25 protein-coding genes and 1 riboswitch are annotated in these 24,560 nt (G+C 34.9%); of the genes, 15 read left to right on the top strand and 10 right to left on the bottom strand.

Annotation, left to right across the window (positions count from 1 at the left end; all coding sequences use genetic code 11):
- Positions 1–129: 129 nt before the first annotated feature.
- A complete protein-coding gene (locus H6G44_RS20560) occupies positions 130–264 on the bottom strand; it encodes a hypothetical protein (protein ID WP_276513883.1) in 135 nt (44 codons plus the stop codon).
- Between the two features lie 293 nt (positions 265–557).
- Positions 558–753: riboswitch (cyclic di-AMP (ydaO/yuaA leader) on the top strand.
- Positions 754–870: 117 nt separating this feature from the next.
- Here H6G44_RS20560 and ntrB point away from each other — a divergent pair.
- From ntrB to H6G44_RS17165, 3 genes are all read left to right on the top strand, one after another.
- Positions 871–1,716, top strand: coding sequence for a nitrate ABC transporter permease (ntrB, locus tag H6G44_RS17155; protein ID WP_190387739.1), 846 nt, complete (start codon positions 871–873; stop codon positions 1,714–1,716).
- Positions 1,717–1,792: 76 nt separating this feature from the next.
- Complete coding sequence (locus H6G44_RS17160; protein ID WP_190387740.1) at positions 1,793–3,235, top strand: ABC transporter substrate-binding protein; 1,443 nt, start codon at positions 1,793–1,795, stop codon at positions 3,233–3,235.
- Between the two features lie 31 nt (positions 3,236–3,266).
- Complete coding sequence (locus tag H6G44_RS17165; protein WP_190387741.1) at positions 3,267–4,100, top strand: ABC transporter ATP-binding protein; 834 nt, start codon at positions 3,267–3,269, stop codon at positions 4,098–4,100.
- A gap of 114 nt (positions 4,101–4,214) precedes the next feature.
- On the opposite strand, the gene H6G44_RS17170 is transcribed toward H6G44_RS17165, so the two are convergent.
- Complete coding sequence (locus tag H6G44_RS17170) at positions 4,215–5,030, bottom strand: hypothetical protein (protein WP_190387742.1); 816 nt, start codon at positions 5,028–5,030, stop codon at positions 4,215–4,217.
- Positions 5,031–5,166: 136 nt separating this feature from the next.
- Between H6G44_RS17170 and H6G44_RS17175 the strand changes: the two genes are divergently transcribed.
- The 3 genes from H6G44_RS17175 to H6G44_RS17185 all read left to right on the top strand — a co-directional run bounded on the left by H6G44_RS17175 (position 5,167) and on the right by H6G44_RS17185 (position 7,402).
- Positions 5,167–5,814 carry a class I SAM-dependent methyltransferase gene (locus tag H6G44_RS17175; RefSeq protein WP_190387743.1) on the top strand — a complete coding sequence of 216 codons (648 nt, stop codon included), beginning with the start codon at positions 5,167–5,169 and terminating at the stop codon, positions 5,812–5,814.
- A 136-nt stretch (positions 5,815–5,950) separates the two neighbouring features.
- Positions 5,951–6,460, top strand: a complete 510-nt coding sequence (locus H6G44_RS17180; RefSeq protein ID WP_190387744.1) for a hypothetical protein — start codon at positions 5,951–5,953, stop codon at positions 6,458–6,460.
- 54 nt (positions 6,461–6,514) lie between these two features.
- Entirely contained in the window at positions 6,515–7,402 is an 888-nt protein-coding gene (locus H6G44_RS17185; RefSeq protein ID WP_190387745.1) for a hypothetical protein, read from the top strand.
- Positions 7,403–7,642: 240 nt separating this feature from the next.
- Here the strand turns inward: H6G44_RS17185 and H6G44_RS17190 are convergent, their stop codons facing one another.
- The gene (locus H6G44_RS17190; protein WP_190387746.1) at positions 7,643–8,149 is read right to left on the bottom strand and encodes a Spy/CpxP family protein refolding chaperone; all 507 of its coding nucleotides are present in this window, start codon (positions 8,147–8,149) and stop codon (positions 7,643–7,645) included.
- Positions 8,150–8,366: 217 nt separating this feature from the next.
- Between H6G44_RS17190 and H6G44_RS17195 the strand changes: the two genes are divergently transcribed.
- From H6G44_RS17195 to dnaG, 9 genes are all read left to right on the top strand, one after another.
- Positions 8,367–9,569, top strand: a complete 1,203-nt coding sequence (locus H6G44_RS17195; protein ID WP_190387747.1) for a sensor histidine kinase — start codon at positions 8,367–8,369, stop codon at positions 9,567–9,569.
- A 256-nt stretch (positions 9,570–9,825) separates the two neighbouring features.
- A complete protein-coding gene (locus H6G44_RS17200; protein ID WP_190387748.1) occupies positions 9,826–12,990 on the top strand; it encodes a type ISP restriction/modification enzyme in 3,165 nt (1,054 codons plus the stop codon).
- Between the two features lie 61 nt (positions 12,991–13,051).
- A complete protein-coding gene (locus H6G44_RS17205; RefSeq protein WP_190387749.1) occupies positions 13,052–13,702 on the top strand; it encodes a response regulator in 651 nt (216 codons plus the stop codon).
- A 700-nt stretch (positions 13,703–14,402) separates the two neighbouring features.
- Entirely contained in the window at positions 14,403–14,774 is a 372-nt protein-coding gene (locus tag H6G44_RS17210) for a roadblock/LC7 domain-containing protein (RefSeq protein ID WP_190387750.1), read from the top strand.
- Positions 14,775–14,924: 150 nt separating this feature from the next.
- On the top strand, positions 14,925–15,470 hold the full coding sequence (locus H6G44_RS17215) for a GTP-binding protein (protein WP_190387751.1): 546 nt from the start codon (positions 14,925–14,927) through the stop codon (positions 15,468–15,470).
- Between the two features lie 69 nt (positions 15,471–15,539).
- On the top strand, positions 15,540–16,418 hold the full coding sequence (locus tag H6G44_RS17220) for a DUF4388 domain-containing protein (RefSeq protein WP_190387752.1): 879 nt from the start codon (positions 15,540–15,542) through the stop codon (positions 16,416–16,418).
- Positions 16,419–16,545: 127 nt separating this feature from the next.
- Positions 16,546–17,013 carry a hydrocarbon-binding protein gene (locus H6G44_RS17225; RefSeq protein ID WP_190387753.1) on the top strand — a complete coding sequence of 156 codons (468 nt, stop codon included), beginning with the start codon at positions 16,546–16,548 and terminating at the stop codon, positions 17,011–17,013.
- Positions 17,014–17,118: 105 nt separating this feature from the next.
- Positions 17,119–17,673 carry a protoglobin domain-containing protein gene (locus tag H6G44_RS17230; RefSeq protein ID WP_190387754.1) on the top strand — a complete coding sequence of 185 codons (555 nt, stop codon included), beginning with the start codon at positions 17,119–17,121 and terminating at the stop codon, positions 17,671–17,673.
- Positions 17,674–17,771: 98 nt separating this feature from the next.
- Positions 17,772–19,682 carry a DNA primase gene (gene dnaG / locus H6G44_RS17235; RefSeq protein WP_190387755.1) on the top strand — a complete coding sequence of 637 codons (1,911 nt, stop codon included), beginning with the start codon at positions 17,772–17,774 and terminating at the stop codon, positions 19,680–19,682.
- Between the two features lie 54 nt (positions 19,683–19,736).
- On the opposite strand, the gene H6G44_RS17240 is transcribed toward dnaG, so the two are convergent.
- The 7 genes from H6G44_RS17240 to murB all read right to left on the bottom strand — a co-directional run bounded on the left by H6G44_RS17240 (position 19,737) and on the right by murB (position 24,446).
- Positions 19,737–20,324 carry a hypothetical protein gene (locus H6G44_RS17240; RefSeq protein ID WP_190387756.1) on the bottom strand — a complete coding sequence of 196 codons (588 nt, stop codon included), beginning with the start codon at positions 20,322–20,324 and terminating at the stop codon, positions 19,737–19,739.
- A gap of 5 nt (positions 20,325–20,329) precedes the next feature.
- On the bottom strand, positions 20,330–21,592 hold the full coding sequence (locus tag H6G44_RS17245; RefSeq protein ID WP_190387757.1) for an AAA family ATPase: 1,263 nt from the start codon (positions 21,590–21,592) through the stop codon (positions 20,330–20,332).
- Positions 21,593–21,660: 68 nt separating this feature from the next.
- Positions 21,661–22,044, bottom strand: a complete 384-nt coding sequence (locus H6G44_RS17250) for a Uma2 family endonuclease (RefSeq protein WP_242046781.1) — start codon at positions 22,042–22,044, stop codon at positions 21,661–21,663.
- Positions 22,019–22,237: a hypothetical protein gene (locus H6G44_RS20415; protein ID WP_242046782.1), complete on the bottom strand. Its 219-nt coding sequence runs from the start codon at positions 22,235–22,237 to the stop codon at positions 22,019–22,021. The genes H6G44_RS17250 and H6G44_RS20415 overlap by 26 nt, the downstream gene beginning before the upstream one ends.
- A gap of 190 nt (positions 22,238–22,427) precedes the next feature.
- On the bottom strand, positions 22,428–22,901 hold the full coding sequence (locus tag H6G44_RS17255; protein ID WP_190387759.1) for a low molecular weight protein-tyrosine-phosphatase: 474 nt from the start codon (positions 22,899–22,901) through the stop codon (positions 22,428–22,430).
- A gap of 66 nt (positions 22,902–22,967) precedes the next feature.
- The gene (locus H6G44_RS17260) at positions 22,968–23,315 is read right to left on the bottom strand and encodes a YbaB/EbfC family nucleoid-associated protein (protein WP_190387760.1); all 348 of its coding nucleotides are present in this window, start codon (positions 23,313–23,315) and stop codon (positions 22,968–22,970) included.
- 135 nt (positions 23,316–23,450) lie between these two features.
- Entirely contained in the window at positions 23,451–24,446 is a 996-nt protein-coding gene (gene murB / locus H6G44_RS17265) for a UDP-N-acetylmuramate dehydrogenase (RefSeq protein WP_190387761.1), read from the bottom strand.
- Between the last annotated feature and the right edge of the window lie 114 nt (positions 24,447–24,560).

Genomic DNA, 24,560 nt, shown 5'->3' on the forward strand with positions numbered 1-24,560 from the left:
CTTGGGAAATGAGTTTATGATCATGGTTAATCAAAATATTTTAATCCTTCGCCCAAAATTTAACATATTTTTGGCTATTTTTATCAGGCTTTTCTTAACATTCAACACTTCTGGTTTCTAAATAAATAATCATAAAATTCTAACTCCTCTGTTGTACCATGCGGAAAATCTCACATCTATCATTAAAATAGATTTATCATCCTTATCTTTAGCAGTAATTCCTGGTTGAAAATCAATTACAATTGGAGGTTGTATTTTTACCATGGTATTTTACCCCTTAGATTAGAGTTTATATTTTTTTATTATAAATGAAATTCTGATGATATTATTTGAATTTTGATTACATCAAATTATAAAAAACATCTAAATTATATCAAGCTTAACTATAGATTTTCAGATTTGATATCACTATTCTGGTTAATAATTGTTGAGTATCAGTAATTTCTCTGAATCTTTCTCCCTAAAAATACATAAAATTCAGTAGTCAAGTAACCAATATTTATGATAAATACTGATGTTATCACTAGATATCAATGTTATAATGGTGCTATTACTTTCAAGTAAGTCAGCCTAGTCCAGTACATTACCACACTAGCACTGGAACGGAGGAACCAAATTGTGGGGCGTATTTTTGTCTTGATTAATTTATGATTTTGTGCTTTAAAGTTCAAAAATCCTCTAAAATCAAGTAAAAAAGGGTATCTCTCAACCCTAGCCCGTCAGCTAACTTCGTAGGCATTGAGAAAAGACTGAAGAGACAGAATCATAATGATTAATGATCATAATGTTCTGATTTCATCAGTGTCCAAGGTTGGTACTATCTAATTTAATTTCTTTGTACCCACGCTTAACTCTGCTGAGGTAAAATAAATGATATTGCGACTAAATTTAGCAGCCATTATAGCAGTTGCTAGTCAAACTGTGTGGAGAAAAGCCAAACCAATAATTTTTCAAGATACTTTTTTATTCCCAGCATTAGGCTGTTTAGGAATTATTTTATTATGGTGGGTGGTAGCATTAGCTAATCATGAATTAATGCCTACACCACCAGAAGCTTTAATTGCTAATTGGGACTATATTTTACATCCATTTTACGAAAGAGGTCCAGGTGATTTAGGAATTGGTTGGTTATTATTAGCCAGTTTACGCCGAGTTATCTTAGGATTTGGTTTAGGAGCATTAGTCGCAATTCCTTTAGGGTTTTTAATCGGAATGTCTAGACCGGCAATGCTGGCTTTTAATCCCATTATTCAGATTTTTAAACCTGTATCTCCATTGGCTTGGTTGCCCATTTCTTTATCTCTTTTTAATTTAGCAGATCCTTCCGCTATTTTCGTCATTTTCATTACGTCCTTATGGCCAACAATTATTAATACTGCTTTGGGAGTTTCTAGCGTCCCTAAAGATTATTTAGATGTGGCGCAAGTCTTGGAAATGCCCCGTTGGCGACAGATTACTAAAATAATTTTACCTGCTAGTTTACCTTATATTTTTACTGGTTTGAGAATTAGTTTAGGCATTGCTTGGCTAGTAATTGTAGCTGTAGAAATGCTCACCGGAGGTATAGGAATTGGCTTTTTTGTTTGGGACGAATGGAGTCGTTTAAATCTGAGTTCTGTGTTTTTAGCAGTGTTTATAATTGGCTTAACTGGGTTGATTTTAGATTATGCTGTGGGGAAACTTCAAGAGTTAGTTACTCACCGTCCGGGGGGTTAATGATTTTTGATCACGCAGAGACGCAGAGGCGCGGAGAGGTTTAAGAGAATTTTTCAATTATTAATGATTAATTATTATGAGTGAAAATTATTTAACTCGCAGGGATTTTATTGCGGGAATGGGTGCGACTACTGCGGGAATTATATTATCTTCCTGTGCTGTTTCTGGAAATAGGTCTGCTCAGGGACTAACAGAGGAAGCTTTAGCGGTGACACCGGTAGTTAGACCTCAAGATTTAGAAAAACCTCATATTACGGTTGGTTATGTTCCTGTTAATGATTGTGCACCATTTGCGATCGCTTGGAAAAAAGGATTTTTCCGTAAATATGGCTTAAATGTCACACTCAACCGGGAAGCTAGTTGGGCTACCTCCCGCGACGGTTTGATTTTTGGTCGTCTTGACGCTTCTCCTGTCGTCTCCGGCGCTGTTACTAATGCTAGAATTGGCGCTGAAGGTGCCCGTCATGCTCCCCTATGTGCTGCAATGACTATCCACCGACATGGTAACGCTATGACCATGAATAAGGAAATGTGGGACTATGGTATCCGTCCTTGGTACGAATATCAACAAAAATACGCTGAGGGGGCTTTAGAAGCCTTTGGAAGGGACTTTCGCGGTTATTTTGACCAACAACCCCCAGAAAAGAAAATCTGGGCTGTAGTCCTCAGTTCTGCTATTTATGAATATTTCGCTCGTTATCTTTCCGCTGCTGCGGGTGTTGATCCTCTTAAAGAATTTCGGGTCATAATTGTTCCTCCACCACAAATGGTGACAAATATGAGAATTGGCGCAATGCAAGCCTATATGGTCGCTGAACCTTGGAATACTAGAGCAATTACTGGTAATGAAGGTATTGGTTTTACTTTTGCTCAAGGTAAGGAAATATGGCACGGACACCCAGACAGACTATTAGCAGTAATGGAATCTTTTATTATTAATTACCCTAAAACTTACCGTTCTTTAGTAAAAGCCATGATAGAAGCTTGTCAATATTGTAGCAAACCCGAAAATCGTCAAGAAATAGCCGAATTACTCACAGAAAGATCATTTACAGGTGCAAAACCCAAAAAATCAGGTGTTCCTATTACCAAGTTTACCGGACCGGGAATTATTGGCAATTATAACTATGGTGGTTTTGATGGTCAAGACCGTACTATAAAAGCAGATGATACCACAATTTTTTATGATCTTCCTAACACTATTCCCCACGAAGTAGGAGAACATTCGACATTTTTATGGCGTTCTCGTAGTCTGTGGTTAATGACTCAAGCAGCCCGTTGGGGACAAATTAAAGAAATTCCTAAAAACGCCGAACAAGTAGCCGCACAGGGTTGGAGAACAGACTTATATCGAGAAATAGCCACAGAAATGGGTATTCAATGTCCCGCAAATGATTCTAAGGTTGAACCCCCAGAAGCATTTATAGATAAAAAAGGATTTGATCCTAGTGATCCTGTCGGATATCTTCATAGTTTTGATATCCGCGCTAATGCTCCCGCTCGATTTTTTATGTCTTAAAAAAAGTTAATTAGATCAAGGATGATTAATCATGGCATATCCAATTTTAACAGATAATAATACCACAGAAAGACAACGAACCGGATTTTTAGAAATTGAGAACTTAGTTAAATCCTATCCCACCCCAGATAAAGGCAAATTTGTCGTTTTAAATAATATTAATTTAACTATTGGTGAAGATGAATATATTTCTGTAATTGGTCATTCCGGCTGCGGTAAATCTACATTATTAAAAATAATTGGCGGTTTTGAAAAAGCTACTTCTGGTTCTGTACGTTTAGATGGAAAAGAGATTCGTAAACCAGGAGCAGATAGAATGATGGTATTTCAAAATTACTCATTATTACCCTGGTTAACTGTCCGCGAAAATATCCGTTTAGCTGTAGATGAAGTATTAAAAAATGCTAATCGTGCCGAAAAAATTACCATTGTCAATGAACACCTAGCTATGGTAAACTTAACAGCAGCGGCCGATAAATATCCCGATGAAATTTCTGGAGGTATGAAACAAAGAGTGGGTATTGCTAGAGCTTTAGCAATTCGTCCTAAAATGTTATTAATGGATGAACCTTTTGGCGCTTTAGATGCTTTAACTCGCGGTAAATTACAACGTCAAGTATTAGATATTTGGGAACATAATCGTCAAGCAGTTATGATGATTACCCATGATGTTGACGAAGCAATTTATATGTCAGATCGGATTATTTTAATGACTAATGGACCATCTGCAAATATTGGAGAAATTTTAACAGTTCCTTTTGCACATCCTAGAGATAGAATGGCCATGCGAAACTCTACAGAATATTTTGAACTCCGCAACCATGCTCTTAATTTCCTTGACCAAAATTTTACCCCGGAAGAGTAATAATTAGCGTTGCTGATTTCGGAAGAAAAAACAATTCATACCGCTATTATGCAACGCTTAATAATCAATTAATATTGAATAATTGAGTAAAAATAAACTAGTTTTTTTGATTATCTATTTCAACCCTGTAACTTTTAAAATCTCAGTTTTATCTTTTCTCACTATCAAAGTAGAATCAGCATTACCATTTTCAGTTATGGGTTGTTCTAAAATGTAAGTGTAATTTGCATTTTTCCAAGCTGTACGACATACACCGTCTCGACAAACTATTTTACCACCTGTTAACCTGAGACATTTACCATTAACGTCACATCCTTGATAACTCACATTTCCTGTACCATTCACCCCATTCCAAGAGTTGCTATTACTAATAGTAATCTTCCATTTACCATTACTCAAGATGTAGGAATCTTTTTTTGAACTTTCATTCACAACTTCCATTTTAGTAATGATTGATTGTTTGCGAGTTTTCCCGCAGGGTTCTGAACTCTGACAATCATTAACTGATTCTACTTTATAAGTAACGCGGACTTTTTTATTCAAAAACTTCTTCTCGTCACAAACTTCAAAACTCGCGCCAACATTGTGTTGTATTCCTTTATTATCTACTAAAGTGACATAACACATTAAATCACCACTGACTATTTCTTTAACTGTTCCCTCCGTTGGTTGTTGATATGTACCTTTTTTAGTCTTCTTATTGTTGTCTAGGTTTTTACCAACGGGTTCTTGCTTCTCTTGTGTTTTTGATTGTAGAGAAGATACTTGTTTATTCTGTGGTTCACTTGATACTACTAGAGTAGTTTTCGTTTGATTTTGTGTTACAGTAGCAATAGCCTCTTCTTTGAATGTATCCTTTAATGCGCTAGTACAAGCTATCAAAGATACACAGCTAAAAATTAAAGCAATGGGGGAAATTGATTTTTTCATGGTGAAATTGCACCAGTTGAGAATATTTCTGTATTTTAACATACTCTATTATGCTTTTCTTTGATATTGATATAAAATTTTTATATGTCAATTAAGATACTGGTCAAAATTATCCAATCTACCAAATAAGACATTTATGCTACTGCAACCAAATCAACGAATTAAATTAGATGACTCAGATGATCAGTTATTCTATAATTACCCCCGCTTTGTCACTCATGTAGATGAGGGTTTTATTCAGCAATTAACTGATTTATATCGTCAGCGAATCCCAGCTAATACGCGGATTCTTGATATGATGAGTAGTTGGGTATCGCACCTACCCACGGATATAGATTTTGCTCATGTAGAAGGCCATGGACTCAATGCTGAGGAATTAGCCCGAAATCCGCAATTAAATCATTATTTTGTCCAAAATCTCAACACAAATCCTCAATTACCTTGCTTAGATCAAGAGTTTGATGCTGTTATTAACTGTGTTTCTATCCAGTATATCCAATACCCAGAGGCTGTATGTTCCGAAATACACCGGATTCTTAAACCTGGTGGGATAGCAATTATTAGTTTTTCTAACCGGATGTTTTTTCAAAAAGCTATTCAAATTTGGCGAGACAGTTCGGAAGTTTTTAGGGTAGAATTGGTCAAGGGCTACTTTAGGTCAGTACCAGGATTCTCAAACCCAGAAGTGATTTCCCCAAAGTCAACAACCCCAAATTTTTTACAGTGGTTGGGAGTACCCGGAGGAGATCCTTTTTATGCTGTTATAGCTCATCGGCTAATTTAGTGTGTCATCCGAAAGTATCAAAAAATATGTGATCCCCAATACATTGAATAATTATTTAAAAGTAAATTTTTTGGTTTATGGGTGACAATAGAGTTGATAATTACCTCGTAAGCTTAACTATCAAGGAGAAGCCAGAATGGTGACAAATCATGGACGGAGAGTTTTAGCTGCTGTATTCCTATCATTGATGTTATTGACTACGGCTTGTTCCCCAAAAGCACCTAGTCGTTTTGATCAGGTACAACAAGAAAGTACCCGACAAAGAAGCGGACAGGCTGTAGTTAAAAATGCGACTCAAGGTAGCAAATTAAATCAATTCTTCCCTAGTAGTGGAGATGGCTATAATCGAGTTTATACTCAAGAGAAAAAAGGCTTTTCAGAAGCAAACTTGAAAAAAGATGGTAAAGTTGTGGCTCAACTGGCTATTTCTGATACCAGCAGTATACCAGGAGCAGCCACAAAATTTGCTAATAGCACTGAGAAAATAGGCGGTTATCCCTCCGTACAACTGGGAAAAACTCAAACTTCAGTTTTAGTGAATAAGTACCAAGTCAAGGTTATTTCTAAAGATCCATCTTTTACAGCCAGTAATCGGGCAATATGGATAGAGAAATTTAATCTTGATGGTTTAGCTAACTTGAAATAGTTTCACCGCCTTCCTGACTGACAACTGACGTTAATACAAAATAAGGAGATTTTTGTGAGTAAACCAATTTTCCAGTTAGTTGATGAACTTCCTACCAATAACTTAACAGTTTCTCTATTAAATGCTTTGGATTTCGTTGCTCCTGGTGAATGGCAAAATACAGTTGGTTTTGTGAATACCATTAAAACTGTAACAGGTGAAACCGACGAAGATCTAATTCAACAAATTGGCGAAAGAGCGATTTATCTATTTAATGATAAATCCCAAGGATATCAAACCGCGCTCTGGCTGTATCAAACTGTTGACGGTACAGATAAGGTTTTAGGTGCAGCCGCTTTAGCTAATAAAATCGGGGAAAAAATTCCTCTTTTCGGTTTTTTAAATTCTGTTACTCCCAAAGCAGACAAAGCCCAAACTATTGATCTCACTTTGAAAATAGTTGCTGAATTAGTGGCTTTTTGTCAAATTAATGGTATTCCTGGAGATAGTATTGGCGATTTTGTTGCTTCTTTAGGTGAGTATGCTGGAGAGTCCCTGATTCGCATGGTGGCGTTAATTTGTGTTGATGGTTTAATACCCTTAGGACCTGATTTTATTAATAAATCATTATCAATGCTCAGTCAAATGAACCCCCAGGAGTTACAACAAAATTCAACTTTTAGTGCTATCCAAGATAAAATTCCTGGTAATGGTGTTGGTGGGAAAATGGACTTTATTGGTAATAGTCTAGATGGAGTTAAAGGCTGGATGAATGGTATTGTTACAGCTAATGCTTTGACAGCCCAAAGTGTCTTAATACATTGCAAAGGTTTTATAGACTTTGCTGATGATAAATTGGACTATGTGGCGGCATTCTTAGATGTGTCTACAAATTATTATGAACACACAGGAACGCAGACTTTAGCACGACGTTTAATTGAAAGAGCATTAGCTGAAATTTAGTAATTAATTTAGTTGAAAAACAATTTAGGGGGAGGATTAACTTTCCCCTAAAAATATAGCTCCTTTCAATTATAGCGGTTGTCGGTTGAGTGAGATACAAGATATGCGGGGGCAAATAAATTTTTTAACCGACTGGGTTTATTGATTATGTCAACTTTTATAGTTAGTGATAGTTATACAAAATGGGATGGGCTTTTATACGCACCCCCACTTAAGTATTATTATTTAAATGGTTAAAAATTATTGGGGGTTGCGTTGTTGACGACGAGAACGCATTTCTTCTCGTCTTTGCTTCATTTGTTCTTGCTGTTGGGGAGTTAACACAGCGTCTATTTGTTGTTTTGATGATTCTTTGATTTGTTTAATTTGGTTTTTCTGGGTTTCAGTTAAGTTCAAAGAATCAAAAATATCACCCTTCTGTCCTCGTCCTTCTCGACGTTGTTCTTGCCCCTGTTGCCCTTGTCCTTGTTGACGTTGAGCTTTACGTTCATCCTTTTTAGATTTTAACTGATTTTTTTGTTCAGTCGTCAAAACAGTTTCAATTTGAGCGCGGGTATTATTCCGAATTTCTTTGATTTTCGCTTTTTGTTCGGTGGTCAAATTCAATTTTTGGAATTGACCTTTTTTTTGCCATTCTTGACGAGGTTGAGGTGAGGATGGATTTTGTTGTGCTTGTACGGCAAAGGGAGTTGCAGTTAAGGTCAAAACTAGAGTACCAGCAAGCAGTGATAATGTCTTCAGTTTCATAATTAACTCTTGGTTATTTCGGTTTTCTATGCTCCTATCGTAGAGACTAACACCCAGTCACGACATGAGGCAAAAGTCACGTCTGCACCCATTACTTTAGTCATGATATTAGCATTTAGATTCCTAACCCCATTCTATTTGAATTTAATCGTGATACAAATATTTTAAGTCCAGTTGAAAATTCTACTCCTGCAATTATATCACTTATCAATTAGCTATGAATCGTCCTATTCAGTTTAATAATCATCCTTTTCGATTTCTACTGTATTTAGAATGGCTACTATTAGGATTTTCCGCGCTAATGGCATTAATACCATCTTCCTCTCCGCGTTTTTCTGTTATGTATCCAGAACTGACAATTTGCAGTTTGATGATTTTTGGTTTCATGGGTTTAAGGTTGCCTACTGACAATAAAATTAATAAAATTATCTATACAGCTATTCAAGTAGCATTAATTTTAATTAGTGGTTTTTTTGGTGGTAGAAGTGCCAGACTTTTTCCCTTCCTTTATTTAATTTTAGTAACTCGCAGTTGTTTAATTTTTCAACTTCCAGGAAGATTGACTGTTACTTTTTTGTCATTTATTCTATTTTTATTTAGTCTCAGACATCATATACATCCAGCAAGGTTGTCACCTCTAGCACAAGAAAGATTTCGATTTTTTAGTTTTAGTTTAGCGGTTTTATTTGGGTTGAGTTTAGTATTTGTTTTACTATTAATGAATGCTGTATTATCTGAACGAGAAAGTCGGGATAAATTACAAGTTGCAAATGAAAAACTCCGTCAATATGCTCTGAAAATTGAAAATCAAGCTACTTTAGAAGAACGTAACCGTATTGCTAGAGAAATTCATGATTCTTTGGGACATTCTCTCACAGCTTTAAATTTACAATTAGAAACTGCTTTAAAATTATCAAAATCTGATATATCTAGAGCCATGACATTTTTAGCCACCGCTAAAGAACTAGGTTCAAAAGCTTTACAGGATGTCCGTCAATCTGTTTCTACTATGAGATATCATCCTTTGCAAGGACAAACTTTAGAACAGGTAATTTATAGACTAGCAGCAGATTTTCAGCGTTCTAATGGTATTTTACCCGATTGTCAAATATCTATTATATCTCCATTATCTATGGAAATTAGTACATCAATTTATCGAATTATTCAAGAATCATTAACAAATATTTCTAAATATGCTCAAGCAACAGAAATTAAACTAGAGTTAATAACAACTTTAGCAACTTTAAAGTTAATAATTCAGGATAATGGCAGAGGTTTTGATTTAGGGCAAAATACAACTGGATTTGGTTTACAAAGTATGCGCGATCGCATTTTAACATTAGGAGGAGAATTTGAAATTAACACTCATCCAGGTGCAGGTTGTCAAATTATTGTGCACGTTTCTTTACTTAACTATTAAACTGTTTTACTATCAAAATCATAGTTTTTAGAAAATTTATCTCAGAAAATAAAGTAAAGAAATATTAAAAATTAATGAATTTCACCACCTTCATCTTTAAAATCAATTATAATCATAAAGTTACCAGTTATTTAGTAGAGCTTACTAATTGCTAATTAGTAATATAATTCCTGGATATCTTGATTCTGACCATGTATTTTACTAGCAACTTATCATCAATAACATCACATATTTATTTGAAAAACACGGAAAATATATGGACTTTAGACACTACTTACAACAACTGCAAAGCAAACTAGAAAAAGGCAGTGAACGCACTCATTACTCTACACTAGAAAATCTTATTAATAGTGTTATTTTAGGAATAAAATCCACCGTTGAAGAATTGGGAAATCAAGCAGGTATTCCTGATTTTACCGTGAGAAAGAATAATCAATTACTCGGTTATATTGAAGCCAAAAAAATCGGAGAAAACTTAGATAAAATTGAAAAAACTGAACAATTACAACGTTATTTAGAATCATCCATTGGTGAAAATCTTATCCTGACTAATTATCTTCAATTTCATTGGTATCTTGACGGTAAACTGCAATTAAAAACCACCTTAGCTACAATTGAAAATAATCAAATAATTCCTGTTTCTAATATATTAGAAACAGAACAATTAATTAGATCATTTCTCAGTAAGCAAGAAAAAACTATTAATAACTACTATGATTTAGCCAAGAAAATGGCCGCAGCAACTAAAGCTATTCGTTATAGTATTAATGAAGCCTTGAAAACTGAAGAACAAACAGGAGAATTAACTCAATTAAAGTTATTATTTCAAGAGTTACTATTACCAGATTTAGATAATTATAATTTTGCTGATATGTACGCCCAAACTATAGCTTATGGTTTATTTACCGCTAGGATAGGCCATTGTCATGGACAAACAACATATCAATTTAATCGTCAAAATGCGGGTATTCATATTAGTGATAAAATTCCCTTTTTACAAGGATTATTTAGTACAGTCATTTCCACTGATATCATCAGTAAAATTAATTGGACAATTGATAGTTTAGTGGAAATTTTAGCTAAAGTTGATATGAATAATATTCTAGAAAACTTTGGACAAGAAACGAGAAAACAAGATCCCATAGTCCACTTTTATGAAACATTTTTAGCAGCTTATGAAGCATCATTAAGAAAAAGTAGAGGAGTTTATTATACTCCTGAACCTGTAGTCTCATTCATTGTTAAAGCAGTTAATCATATTTTAGAAAATGATTTTAATTTAGATGATGGTTTAGGTAGTAAAAACGTCACAATTTTAGACCCAGCTACGGGAACAGGAACTTTTTTATATGAAGTCATTAAACAAATTTATTTTAACTTTGAAAAATATGGAGTCAACCGTTGGAATCAATTATTTAGAGATAAACAAGTTCTCAAACGTTTATATGGTTTTGAGTTATTAATGACTCCTTATACAATTGCACATTTAAAACTGGGATTATTATTAGAAAACTTAGGTTATGAATTTCAAGAAAAAGAAAGACTAAATATCTTTTTAACTAATGCTTTAAATGAAGGAGTGAAAAAATCAGAATTAATTTTAGGTCAGTATATCTCAGCAGAAGCAAACCAAGCAGCAGCAATTAAAACGGAAATTCCTATTCATGTAGTTTTAGGAAATCCTCCCTATTCGGGACATTCAGAAAATAAAAATGAATGGATAGAAGGATTAGTTAAAGATTATTATCACATAGATGGATTATCTTTAGATGAAAAAAATCCCAAATGGTTACAAGATGATTATGTAAAATTTATTCGCTTTGGACAATGGAGAATTGATAAAACAGGAGTAGGAATTTTAGCTTTTGTTACCAATCATGGTTATTTAGATAACCCCACATTTCGAGGAATGCGTCAAAGTTTATTACAAAGTTTTAATCGAATTTATATTCTGAATTTACATGGTAATACTAAGAAAAAAGAAGTTTCTCCAGATGGAAGTATAGATCAAAATGTCTTTGATATTCAACAGGGAGTAGCGATTTTAATTGCTGTTAAGGATATTCCTAAAAATCAGCTTATATTTAATCAACAAAATGCACCAGAAAATGGCGTTTTTTATGGTGATTTATGGGGAAATCGTGAACATAAATATGAGTTATTGAAAGAATTAACGATGAAAACCGTAGCATGGGAAAAAATCAATCCTATTTCTCCTTTTTATTTGTTGACTCCTCAAGATGTTTATGCTTTAGAAGAATATAATCGAGGTTGGAAAATAACTGATATCATGCTTGTTAATTCTGTGGGAATTGTCACAGCACGAGATTCTTTAACAATTCAGAAAACTCCTGAAGACGTGGAAAAAATTGTTAATGATTTTGGATTTTTACCACCAGAAGAAGCAAGAGAAAAGTATAATTTAGGAAAAGATACAAGAGATTGGCAGGTTGCTTTAGCGCAAGATGATATTAAAAAAAGCAGAGTTAAACAAAATAAAATTAATACAATAAATAGAAATTCGATTAAACGGATTTTATATCGTCCTTTTGATATCAAATACACCTATTATACAGGTAAATCAAGGGGATTTATTTGTATGCCTCGAAATGATGTGATGAAAAATATGTTATTAGGTGATAATTTAGGATTAATTACCGTTAGACAAGTTGCAGAAGGGATTTTTAATCATTGTTTTATCACTGAAAATATGATTGAAAGTAGAATTACTATCAGTAATAAAGGTATTGGTTATCTTTTTCCTCTCTATATTTATCCAGAAAACGAAACAACCCAAGACAGAAAACCTAATTTTTCTCCAGAATTTATCACTGCACTTAAGTCCAAATTAGGTTATATTCCCACAGCAGAAAATATCTTTTATTATATTTATGCTGTGTTTCATTCTCCTCAATATCGTCAACGATACTCCCAGTTTTTAAAGATTGATTTTCCGCGTCTTCCTTTAACTAGCAATAATGAATTATTTAATCAATTAGTTATCAAAGGAGAAAAGTTAGTTAATTTACATTTGATGAAAAATCTGCCCCCAACTCCCATGACTAAATCAGAAACTTCTACTACTGCTAATTTACCTTTATTTAATGGAGAAGAAAGAGGTGCTATTCATTATCAAGGTGATGGTAAAAATGAAATAAATCAAGTTAAATATAATACAAATAAACAGCAAATCTTGATTAATCAGAACTGTTATTTTTCGGGAGTTTCTCCAATAGTATGGGAATTTAAAATTGGTGGTTATCAAGTATTAGATAAATGGTTAAAAGACAGAAAAAGTGCTAACATAGATTTATCTGATGCGGAAATTACTCATTATCAACAAATCATTATTGTCGTCATAGAAACAATTAAATTAATGACAGAGATAGATGATATAATCCCTCATTTTCCTATTATATAAATACCTCAAAATTCAGATTCCCGAATTATTAGAAAAGTCGGGAATCCAATTACCAATTACCATGATAACTATTTTAATTGTAGATGACCAAAATTTAATTCGTCAAGGTTTAAAAGCCTTATTAGAATTAGAATCAGATATGAAAATTGTCGGAGAAGCAGAAAATGGCCAAATTGCTATTAATTTAGTTAGAGAATTACAACCAAATGTAATTTTAATGGATATTAGAATGCCTATTATGGACGGAGTTGCTGCAACTAAAGAAATTAATAATCAATTCCCTCACTGCAAAATTCTTATTTTAACAACTTTTGATGATGATGAATATGTGAAAGCAGCACTGCAAAATGGAGCAATGGGTTATTTACTTAAAGATACACCCTCGGAAGAATTAGCAGTTGCTATTCGTGCAGTTAATAAAGGATATTCTCAACTAGGACCAGGAATAGTTAAAAAACTTATTACTCAATTTCCGGCAAATTCACTTCAAAATCTAACATCTGTACCAGCAAATTTACCAGAACTCACACCTAGAGAAAAAGAAGTTTTACGATTAATTGCTATTGGTAATAATAATCGAGAAATTGCCCAAAAATTGTACATTTCTGAAGGAACAGTCAAAAATCATATTACAAATATTTTGAATCGGCTAAATTTAAGAGATCGTACACAAGCCGCTATCCTAGCAAATAGTTTTTTTAACTACTTATAATCAGACATTTACAATAAATAACACCCGATTCTTAACAGCAAAATCCCCAATTTTAGAGAAGTTAGGGATCTGTAACTCTTGAGAAAATTCATACACAGTAATAAAAATTGATCTAGTTAAATCACCTGAAAAGCTGATTATATATGAGTTATAGAGCCTCACTTCACAAAAAAATACATAATAGTCTTAACTTATATTAATAATCAAAAAATATAAATTCAGTATTTTCTCGGTATCATCCTCATTATAACTGGGGCATAATTCAAATTGCCAGGTCACTAAAAAACCAGCATCTATTTACACAGTTCCATCATTTTATAAACATGAATTGGAAACATTGTATATAAAGATAATTCTTTTCTAGTGGTTCAGACATTTCTAACTTCTTAGTAATTAGAGTGATTAAAACTAAGTGGAGGGTTCAGTATGCCAAGTCTATTAAAATAACAATATATAGCAATTTTCATGCAATTGATGTATTAAGAAGTTAGAATTAAACGCAGATAAACGCAGATGAACACAGATAATTTTGTACTTCATTAAACAAGGAAATGCTATAAGCTAAATCTCAAAAAAAAATCTCATAAAGCTTGCTAAGTATAAGAAATAAGTCTTATGTTTGAATATTATGGGAAAATATTCAACATTTGCTTGATTTTTATACCCAATTTCCAATTCAAAACAACGGAGAATAATCATTATGGCTATCAATGCAGAAAAGCTCGGCATGGTTTTACAAAATTTTGTCAGTGGTACTACTGATGTACAGGGAGCGGCACTTGTTACTCCCGACGGTCTACCTTTAGCGGCCAGTTTACCTGGAGGAATGGATGAAGAAAGAGTATCGGCGATGTCAGCGTCTATGTTATCTTTGGGGGAGAGAATTGGCATGGAATTAGCCAGAGGAACTATTGACCGGATTTTTGTAGAAGGGAATAAAGGTTTTGGTATCTTAACTGGTTGTGGTCAAGATGCTGTTCTTCTGGTTTTAGCTAGTGAAAGTGCCAAACAAGGATTACTAATGCTAGAAATCAAGCGAGTTCTCACAGAATTAAAGCTAATTGTGCAGTAAATTATAATACCTCATAAGTAAATACCGCTCATTCTAGGGAATTTTTTACTTAATTTGATGTGTTCGTTCGTGTCAAGCTGTGGACTGGAGAGCGCCGACGTTGCCGGGGTAACGCAATCTTGAGCATTTTTGTATCGGAGTGGATGGAAGATGGAAGTTATGCGCTTGATTGTCACAGGAACTGTAGGAGCAGGTAAATCTACCTTTATCCGTGCTGTGAGTGAGATTGAAGTTGTAGATACAGATACCCGTGCAACTGATGAAACAGCATTGCTGAAGAAAAAAACCACTGTGGCCTTTGACTTTGGTAGATTGCAATTTGGTCCAGATATGGCATTGCACCTTTACGGAACACCTGGTCAAACTCGCTTTGACTTTATGTGGGATCTTCTTATTCATAAAGCCCATGCTTATATTGTCCTCGTAGCAGCCCATAGACCGAGAGAATTTCGCCAAGCACGAAATATTATCAATTTTATGCAAGCGCGAGTAAGTGTGCCTATGATTATCGGTATCACTCATACAGATTGTCCCGGAGCTTGGACAGAGGAAGATATATGTTTAGCAATTGGTTATGTAGATAAACAAAATCGACCTCCTTTAATTAAGGTTAATGCCAATGAAAGAGACTCAGTAGCTGAAGCGGTAATTCATTTAGTCCAACACTTAATGGAAAGTTGCGTAGTTGAAAACTAAAAGCTTTTTTCAAACTGCATATTGGGATTCTAGATTTTTATAGTTTTCTGAGGAATAAGGAGGGCGATTATGTCTATTACTGGTAACTTTGCAGATTTTTCTTTGCCAGAACTGCTGCAATTTTTAGACCAAGGCAAAAAGACAGGTGTACTTCACGTTGAATTATCATCTGATAAAAATCAAACTAATGCTCAACCAACTTATTATATTTGGCTACATCAAGGACGGGTTGTAGCTGCATCTGACCGTTTAGACCAACAAGGTTTAACTTTGATGATTGCTCAACGAGGATGGATAAGTGAACGGGTAATTTCTAGGGTTACTCATATTTCTGCTTGTTTTATTAATTCACCTTTGGGACTATGTCTAAAATCCCAAAATTTAATACAACCAGAACAACTAAAACTGTTGTTTAATTCTCAAGTCCTCCGTCCTGTTTGTGCTTTATTTCAAATTAAAGATGGTAGTTTTAAATTTGAACCAATCGTAGTATTACCATTGGGAGAAATGACAGGTTTAAGTATGTCCGCTACTGAAGTTATATTAATTGGTTTACGAGCCTTGCGAGACTGGAATGCTTTAGCAGAGAAACTACCAGATCCTACTTCTGGTTTATCAGGATTAAGTGCAAAACAGCCTAAATTACAGTTAAATGCTCAAGAATGGCAAGTATGGGAATTTGCCAATGGTGAAGTTCCTCTGGCAAAAATTGCCAATCAACTTAATCTCACTGTAGAGATAGTATTGCAAATAGCTTTCCGTCTCATTGTCATTGGTTTAGCCGAAGAACATTTTATGGTTACAGCTACTTCTATCCCCATGATGGAAGATGTTGATACTTACAAAATACCTTTAGTTGAATCTGTTCCAGAATCGGCTCATAAGCCAGCGGTTAGTCAATCATTTCTGAAAAATTTAGTAGGTTTTTTGCGGAGTAAAACTACTTAATTATACTGGCACTGATACTATCTTAATTTTGAAAAATTTTCCTACTTTATGTTTACAAAGTATCAATAAAAGGAAACTAAATCCCCAATTATCAATGTATAGAATCCCCCACCTGAGAATTTAAGTTATGTCAGTTTTACGCAAAGAATTAGGAAATTTTAATAGTATTATCTGTTTTAAAGCTGCTATTGTAGGCATGGAAGAAGCTTTAGGAGAAAAAGCCACAGCTATTGCCCTGACTACAGCCGGTCGTGCTAGGGGCAGAAAATTAGCTGAAGAATTAGGTTTAACAGCAGGTTCAATTTCATTAGATGATGCAGCAGATAAGTTAAAAAAGGCTTTAGGTAAAGAAGGAACTTGTTTATGTATTGTTGATAAAATTGTGGCAGAAGGAGAAATTATTAAAGTCTATACTTCTGAAACCTTTTGTTCTGCTGGTGAACCACTAAATTCACCCCGTAAATGCACTTTTACTATGGGTGCTGTTTGGGGTGCTGTTGAACAACTAATTGGTAAACGGTTCAGAGGAATCCATACTGAATCAGTCCTCAGAGGTGGTGCTTATGATGTATTTGAATTCACCCCTTTTGAGTAATACCAAATTTTCAGAAATTTTCATACTCTATCTTTTATAGAGTATCAATAAAAGTTAATTAATCAATTAATTAAATCCCCACTTAACTATTTTTAAGGATTGATCATGGCTATTGAACCTCGCGCTTTTTTGACCACAATGGAAACCCGGATTGGTCTGACTTCTGAAGATAAATCTGTAATGCAAGCCAATACAGATTGGGGACAGGCAGTTGCCGAAGAAATGGCAAATCATTTTTATGCTTACCTGGGACGTGATGAAGAAATGAATGCCATTTTAAATGCCACTGAGGGACGGGTTCATCGGTTACACGCAACTTTTATTGATTGGTTTAATCAGATGTTCACAGGTATAGATAATTGGGGTGATGAATATGCCAAATGTCGTTGGCATATTGGCTTAGTTCATGTAAAAATTGGTATTGCTCCTCAGCACGTAGTTCCGGCAATGGCTGTTGTTGTTGATAAGGTCGGTAAAAAACTCAAAGCTGATGGTAAATCAGATGAATTAAAAGATGCCTTGGCCAAAATTTGTATGATTGATTTAGCTTTTATTGAACAAGCCTATGTAGAAGTTTCTTCGGCTGCGGTACTTAAAGAAACTGGTTGGTCAGCAGCCTTATTTAGACGTTTAATTGCTACTGGTGCATCTGATATGTAATATAGAATAGATGTGGGGGTTTAGTAGTGCTAAACCCTTAATGGGTGATTCCTAACTCATGCTATATAATGGATGTTAGTTATAATCGTTAGTTCCTCATGCAAATCCCTCGTTTACATCCAGACACTATTGAAGAAGTTAAAATCCGGGCTGATATTGTTGATGTAGTCTCGGAGTATGTAGTGTTGCGAAAACGGGGTAAAGATTTTGTCGGCTTATGTCCTTTTCATAATGAAAAAAGCCCCAGTTTTACTGTCAGTCCCAATAAGCAAATGTATTATTGTTTTGGCTGTCAAGCTGCGGGTAATGCAATTAAATTTGTGATGGATTTGGGAAAACGCCAATTTGCAGATGTGGTGCTAGATTTAGCAAAACGTTATCAAGTCCCAATTAAAACTTTAGAACCTGAACAAAGACAAGAATTACAACGGCAGATATCTTTACGTGACCAATTATATACTGTTCTTGCTGCTGCTGCTCAATTTTATCAACACACTTTAAGGCAATCTCAAGGACAAAAGGCATTAGAATATTTAGAAAAAATTCGTCAATTTCAACAAGGAACTATTCAACAATTTGGTTTAGGTTATGCTCCTGCTGGTTGGGAAACTCTTTACCGTTATTTGGTGGAAAGTAAACATTATCCGGTGCAATTATTAGAACAAGCAGGATTAATTAAACCCCGGAAAGAAGGGGGGGGATATTATGATGTATTTCGTGATAGGTTAATGATTCCCATTCGTGATATTCAAGGTAGAGTAATTGCTTTTGGGGGCAGAACTTTAACAGATGAACAACCGAAATATCTCAATTCTCCAGAAACAGAATTATTTAGTAAAGGGAAAATATTATTTGCTTTAGATGAAGCTAAAGAGGGTATTTCTAAAGTTGATCAAGCGGTAGTTGTTGAGGGATATTTTGATGCAATTTCTCTCCATGCAGCCGGCATTAATAATGTTGTTGCTTCTTTGGGTACAGCTTTAAGTATAGAACAAGTACGGCTCTTATTACGTTATACAGAATCCAAACAATTAATCCTCAATTTTGATGCAGATAAAGCCGGAATAAATGCTACAGAAAAAGCAATTGGTGAGATTGCTAATTTAGCTTATACAGGAGAAGTACAATTAAAAATTCTTAATTTACCTAATGGTAAAGATGCTGATGAATATTTACATGGTCATACTTCAGATGATTATCAACAACTATTAACAAATGCGCCACTTTGGCTAGATTGGCAAATTCAAAATATTATTAAAAATCGAGATTTAAAACAAGCTACCGATTTTCAACAAGTCACCCAACAAATCGTTAAACTATTACAAAATATCGTTAATAGTGATACACTTAATTATTATGTTTCCTACTGTGCAGAAATATTGAGTTTAGGAGATAGTAGACTTAAACCTTTAAGAGTTGAAAATCTCCTAACTCAAATTAAACCTAGTAGTGTAAAGTCCCTGAGTCCGCGCACAACTAACCCACAACCTAAAACCCCAAAGCTATCTTTAGTAACAACTGAGCGAAGTCTACTAGAACGAGCCGAGGCATTATTATTAATAATATATCTTCATTCTTTCGAGCAGAGACAAATAATTATTGAAGATTTAGAAGCCCGTAATTTAGAATTTAGTCTTTCTCATCATCGTTTTTTGTGGCAACAAATGGCAGAATTTACAATTGATGAAATAGATTTAATTTCTAGTGTGCAAAATAGATATTTAGAATTAGGGGAAGAATTAGACATAGTTTCCCATATATTTCATCTTAATGAAAAAAATAAAACAGAAATATTGCGAACTCCCCACGTTATTCAAGCAGCATTAGCTTGTATGGAGAGAGTATTTAGAGAAAAACGCTATCGTTATTTTATGGAACAATGGGAGAAAATAGATCCGGAAACTGAACCAGAAAAAGATAAATATTATGCTGAAGCTATGTATATAGAAAAAATCCATTTACACGACTTGGAAAAACAGCGACAATTTTCTATTAATGATTTAATTTAAACTAATTTATGTAGGTTGGTTTGACGCAAGGAAACCCAACATTTTCATGATTTTTCAAACATTCTCTAAGGGAGAATTAGCTTGTTGTTTTCTAATTGCACGAGCAATCAAAGGAGCTTTCTTTTCTAATCCTGTTAGGGTAAGATCACCATCAATATACAACTTATACCATTCTCGACGCTGACGAAGAACTCTTTCATCATCCTGTAAAGGTAATCTTTGTAAAGTAAATTCAGCCTTTTGGCGTTTCTCTTCTGGTACTGCATCAGTTATTACTAATTGTAGGGAAGGTAACAAAATTTCAAACCAATCATCTTCAACTTCAAATGGGTCAAGAATCTGGTTATCAAGAGTACGTTTACTACTATTAATCCAACCAGAAGCAAAACGGTAATTACTCCATTCATAAGCCAAATCACGATGATTTTCACAAGATAGGAAATGGTCTACAGTGCCAACAGGTTCATACATAATAGTATAACCACAAAGATTACCAAAACCATCAGCTAAATCACTTTTAAAATTTGACCAATAATCTTTTGGTCTTTTTTTATCTGGATTTTTTTCTAACCAATTATTACCTGGTTGTCGTGCTTTTGCATCAAAATTTTCTGGTTCTGGTGGAGGAATGAACTTTAACATATTTACTATGAGTCTGATGATTTTTGATTTCTTCTTTCTGCTGTAACTATCCAACGTGGCCAAAATGGATCATGTCCCGGTAAAAGTCTTTGCAATTCCTGATGAATTTGTGATCGTGTTCTCAAATGTTCAGGAAAAGTATTCATATCATCATTACGCATCCACGCTTCTGCTGCTTCAATTGCGGTTTCTGATTCTTGGGAACGTGCTTGTTTTAGTCCAAATATTTCTGATGTTAACCATCCTACAGTATCTCCCTGTTTAGTCCAGGACATTTCATTTAGTTCAACGTCTTTTCCTTGTAGTTCAAATAGAAATAATTTATCTTGTTCTTCATCAAATATTGGTTCTAACGAAGCTAAAATAAGGGGAGAATGAGTAGTAACTAAAGCTTGTATTGTGATATCTGATTTTAACTGATTGACTACTGATAAAATAGACGGTAAAATCGCTCTTTGCCAGCGAGGATGGAGATGAGACTCAATTTCATCTATTAATAAAACTATTTGATTCATTGGTTCTTGCTGCTTTAATTCAGAAGCCTTTTGGTGTTCATACCAAGTCCATACTAATAAATAAGCAAGTCCCAAAATCCGCTTCATTCCTGCTGATGCTTGGGTAATGGGAATATTACCATAAGGAAGATTAATTGTCGGAATATCACGCACATCATCAACAGATACTCGCGTTGGTTCTCCTATTTCTATCCATTCATCAGGATGAGGTGCAAGTTGTTTAATTACATCAGATAAAAGTTGAAATGGCGTTTTTTGGGGTTGATTTTGCCATGTTACCCAATCTTGAATCAGACCGTTACAAATAACTTTTCCTTTTAATTTTAACCCATTCCAAAGTGTATCGGGGGTAAAATTATAGGCATCTTCATTGTTGCGAGCAGGATCAAAAATAGAGAAACTTCCATCAACGCGAACAAAAATAATTATTCCTTTTAATAAGGGAACACTATGAAAGGGAACTCTTAAATCTTGCCATTTTTGTTTAGAAAAATTAAATTTAAAGGAATAATTTTTTCCTTCATCATCATCTAGAATGATAATTTGGGAGATAATTTCTGGAGGTTTTTCTGTATTTCTTTGCGGATAAACGGGTTGTTCTACCCAGTTTCCAGTAAGTACCCACCAAGTAACATCTAGTAAGAAACTTTTACCTAATCCATTATCCCCTGTAAAAATGTTGACTCTATCAGCAAATTCAACATCAAATTGAGGAGATGGTCCTACAGACCTTAAATGAAGTTCTTTTAGCATTTAACTAATTCTCCAATGTATTTTGATTCACTTGCAACTAAATTTTAAATCTCACCAATAACCACAGTTTAACAAGGTGGTAACATATCAGATAAACGAATTTGCAAATCAGGAAACTCTAAAGGTGAAACCGTTTCACTTTGCATAATAATTACCTGACTTTCATAACCGTTTTCAGTCGGGTTTCTAAAAATGTGTAATTCCCGTTTCACCACATCTAACACCCAATAATCTTTAATTCCTGCTAAAGAATAAGCTTGAGCTTTAGTTTCACAATCTAATTTTAAACTACTATCGGCAACTTCAATAATTAAATAAACTTCCGATGGTGTAGGATGATGATCTGCATAGTCTAAAGGATGAATTTTCACAACGGAAATATCCGGTTCTGGTTCAGACCGTTCATTTAACTTTACAGGTTCTTGACTAGATACCCAAGCACGATTTTCCAATCTTTTTTTTTAGTACATAGTTTATTCTTCCCGTTGCTGAACGGTGCGCTGTTGATTTTGCACTTTTACAAAGTATCTTTCCTTCTAACAGTTCTACCCGTTCATTTGGTGCAAAAATACCCGCTTCATTCATGCGGTGATATTCTTCCACAGTCCACAAGCGCAATTGTAGATTTATTTCTGTACTTTGCATAGCGGCTTTAATCACCTTGAGGTGTTTAGATTCACTCTTATTTAGTCTAACCTACCGCATTACTGACAGATGAAATTAGATGAATTAATTATTAATTAGAACCCCAACTTCTTAAAGAAGTCAGGGATATGAGCAATACGTTGTCCATTTCCTACTTTCTTGGACAAGGTATTGATGATAGTATTTTTAATTACTTATCTTTGATATGTTTCAGCAAACCTTGACAAGCATCCATCAATAAATCAATGACATGATTAAAGCCCTCAACTCCACCATAATAGGGGTCTGGAACTTCCTTGAGAGTGTGTGTAGAGCAAAAATCACACATTAACCTCACCTTAGAATGATATTGCCCAGAAGGGTCAACAGCTAGGATATCATCATAATTATCGCGGTCCATGGCCAAAATCAAATCAAACTGCTGAAAATCCGAGACTTGAAATTGACGAGCTTTTCCACTGAGTTTAAATCCTAACTTATTTTCCGCCGCCGCGCTCATGCGTCTATCCGGTGGAGCACCAGTATGATAACCACCAGTACCAGCAGAATCGCAAAGAATTGTATTCCTTAACCCCTCTTGGTCAATCAGATAATTCATAATATTTTCAGCCGACGGCGACCGGCAAATATTACCAAGGCATACAAACAGTAACTTATAAGTCATATATTTTGATTTTTGTGTCAGTTGTCAGTTATTTTATAGCACTGACCACTGACCACCAACTAATGACTACATTCCAGGTAATTCCAGTCCGCTGGTGAGATCTTCCATCCGTTCCCGCATGGTTTCGGTAGACTTTTTATAGGCATCTTTCATGGCCGCCGCCACCAAATCAGAAAGCACTTCTGCACCTTCGGCTAAAGCAGATGGATCAATTTCTACTCGTTTGGGTTCTTGGTTGCCAGTAACCACAACTTTAATTAGACCACCACCAGACTCTCCCAGAATCTCCATTTGCTCTAATTCTTCCTGAAGACGCTTTGCACCTTCTTGAACTTGTTGCGCTTTTTTAAAAGCTTCGGCTAGTTCTTTCATTTTACCTAAGCCAAAGCCAAATCCCTGTCCTTTTTCTGCCATAACTGGTTATCCGCCGTACGATTACTTACAAATCAAATTCAATTATAGATGCGATGAGTCATTAATCATTAGTCATTGGTTATGAGTTATTGGATAACTAATAAACCCTGGACTATTGCCTATTATCCCTTCTATTTAGCAAAATACTGGAAACTCTCCCAACATTTTCACCTCTGGTTCTAACCAAATTGACCAGTGTTCTTGTACCTCATTTTGAATATGACGAATCAGAGAGAAAATATCACTGGCCTTAGCTCCTCCTCGATTGACAATAAAATTAGCATGGAGTTGGGCAACTTGCGCTCCTCCCAATTGATAACCCTTGAGTCCAGTTTGTTCAATTAACCAACCAGCAGTATAAGGTTGAGGATTTCTAAACACACTACCACAACTAGGATAGCTATAAGGTTGAGTGCTAAGTCGGTGTTTTTTATGTTCCTTAGTTCTATCTATCACCTGCATAGGATCTGCTCCTGGTTGCAGTTGGAAGGTGGCTTGAGTGACAATCCGCTTACCACCTTGTAGCAGTGAACTCCGGTATGTGTAGCCTAATTCCTCTGGGGTGAGAGTTGTTAAAGTTCCATCAGGGGAAAGAACTTGGGCTCTAACTAACATATCTGCGATACAGCTATTATGCGCCCCAGCATTCATTACCACCGCACCTCCAACAGTTCCAGGAATACCCACAGCCCATTCTAATCCTTCCCATCCCAAAGCGGCTGCATCCCATGCTAAAGTAGGAATAGCTTCTCCAGCAGATACGGTTAATTGACCTGTAGCTGGCTCAAAATGTTTATAACGGAGATGACGAGTAGCAATAACTAAACCACGTATACCACGATCGCTCACCAACAAATTAGAACCTGCACCTAAAATTGTGATTGCTAAATCATTTTCTTTTGCGTACTCAATACTTGCTTGTAAAGCTCCTAAATTCTGGGGAGAAACATAATAATCCGCCTCTCCACCAACGCGATAAGAAGTAAACGCTGACAAAGAAATATGGGTTTTGAGAGGACAATTTGTGCCTGGTAAATAAATTAATTGATTATCCACATCATTTTTAATTTGCAGTTGTGGAGTCAAATCAGAAAATTCGCAGATTTTGCCAAATCCCTGGGAAGTTATCATCTTTACTTCAATTAGTGAATTTTTTAGTGAATTTTTGACATTTGTTATTTATAGCAACGGACAAGGTAGTAAGGACATCAATTAATCATAAAACTCAGCCCATAAAAGGGTTTT

This window comes from Aphanizomenon flos-aquae FACHB-1287 (assembly GCF_014698755.1).
In the GTDB taxonomy this organism is placed as follows: domain Bacteria; phylum Cyanobacteriota; class Cyanobacteriia; order Cyanobacteriales; family Nostocaceae; genus Dolichospermum; species Dolichospermum flosaquae.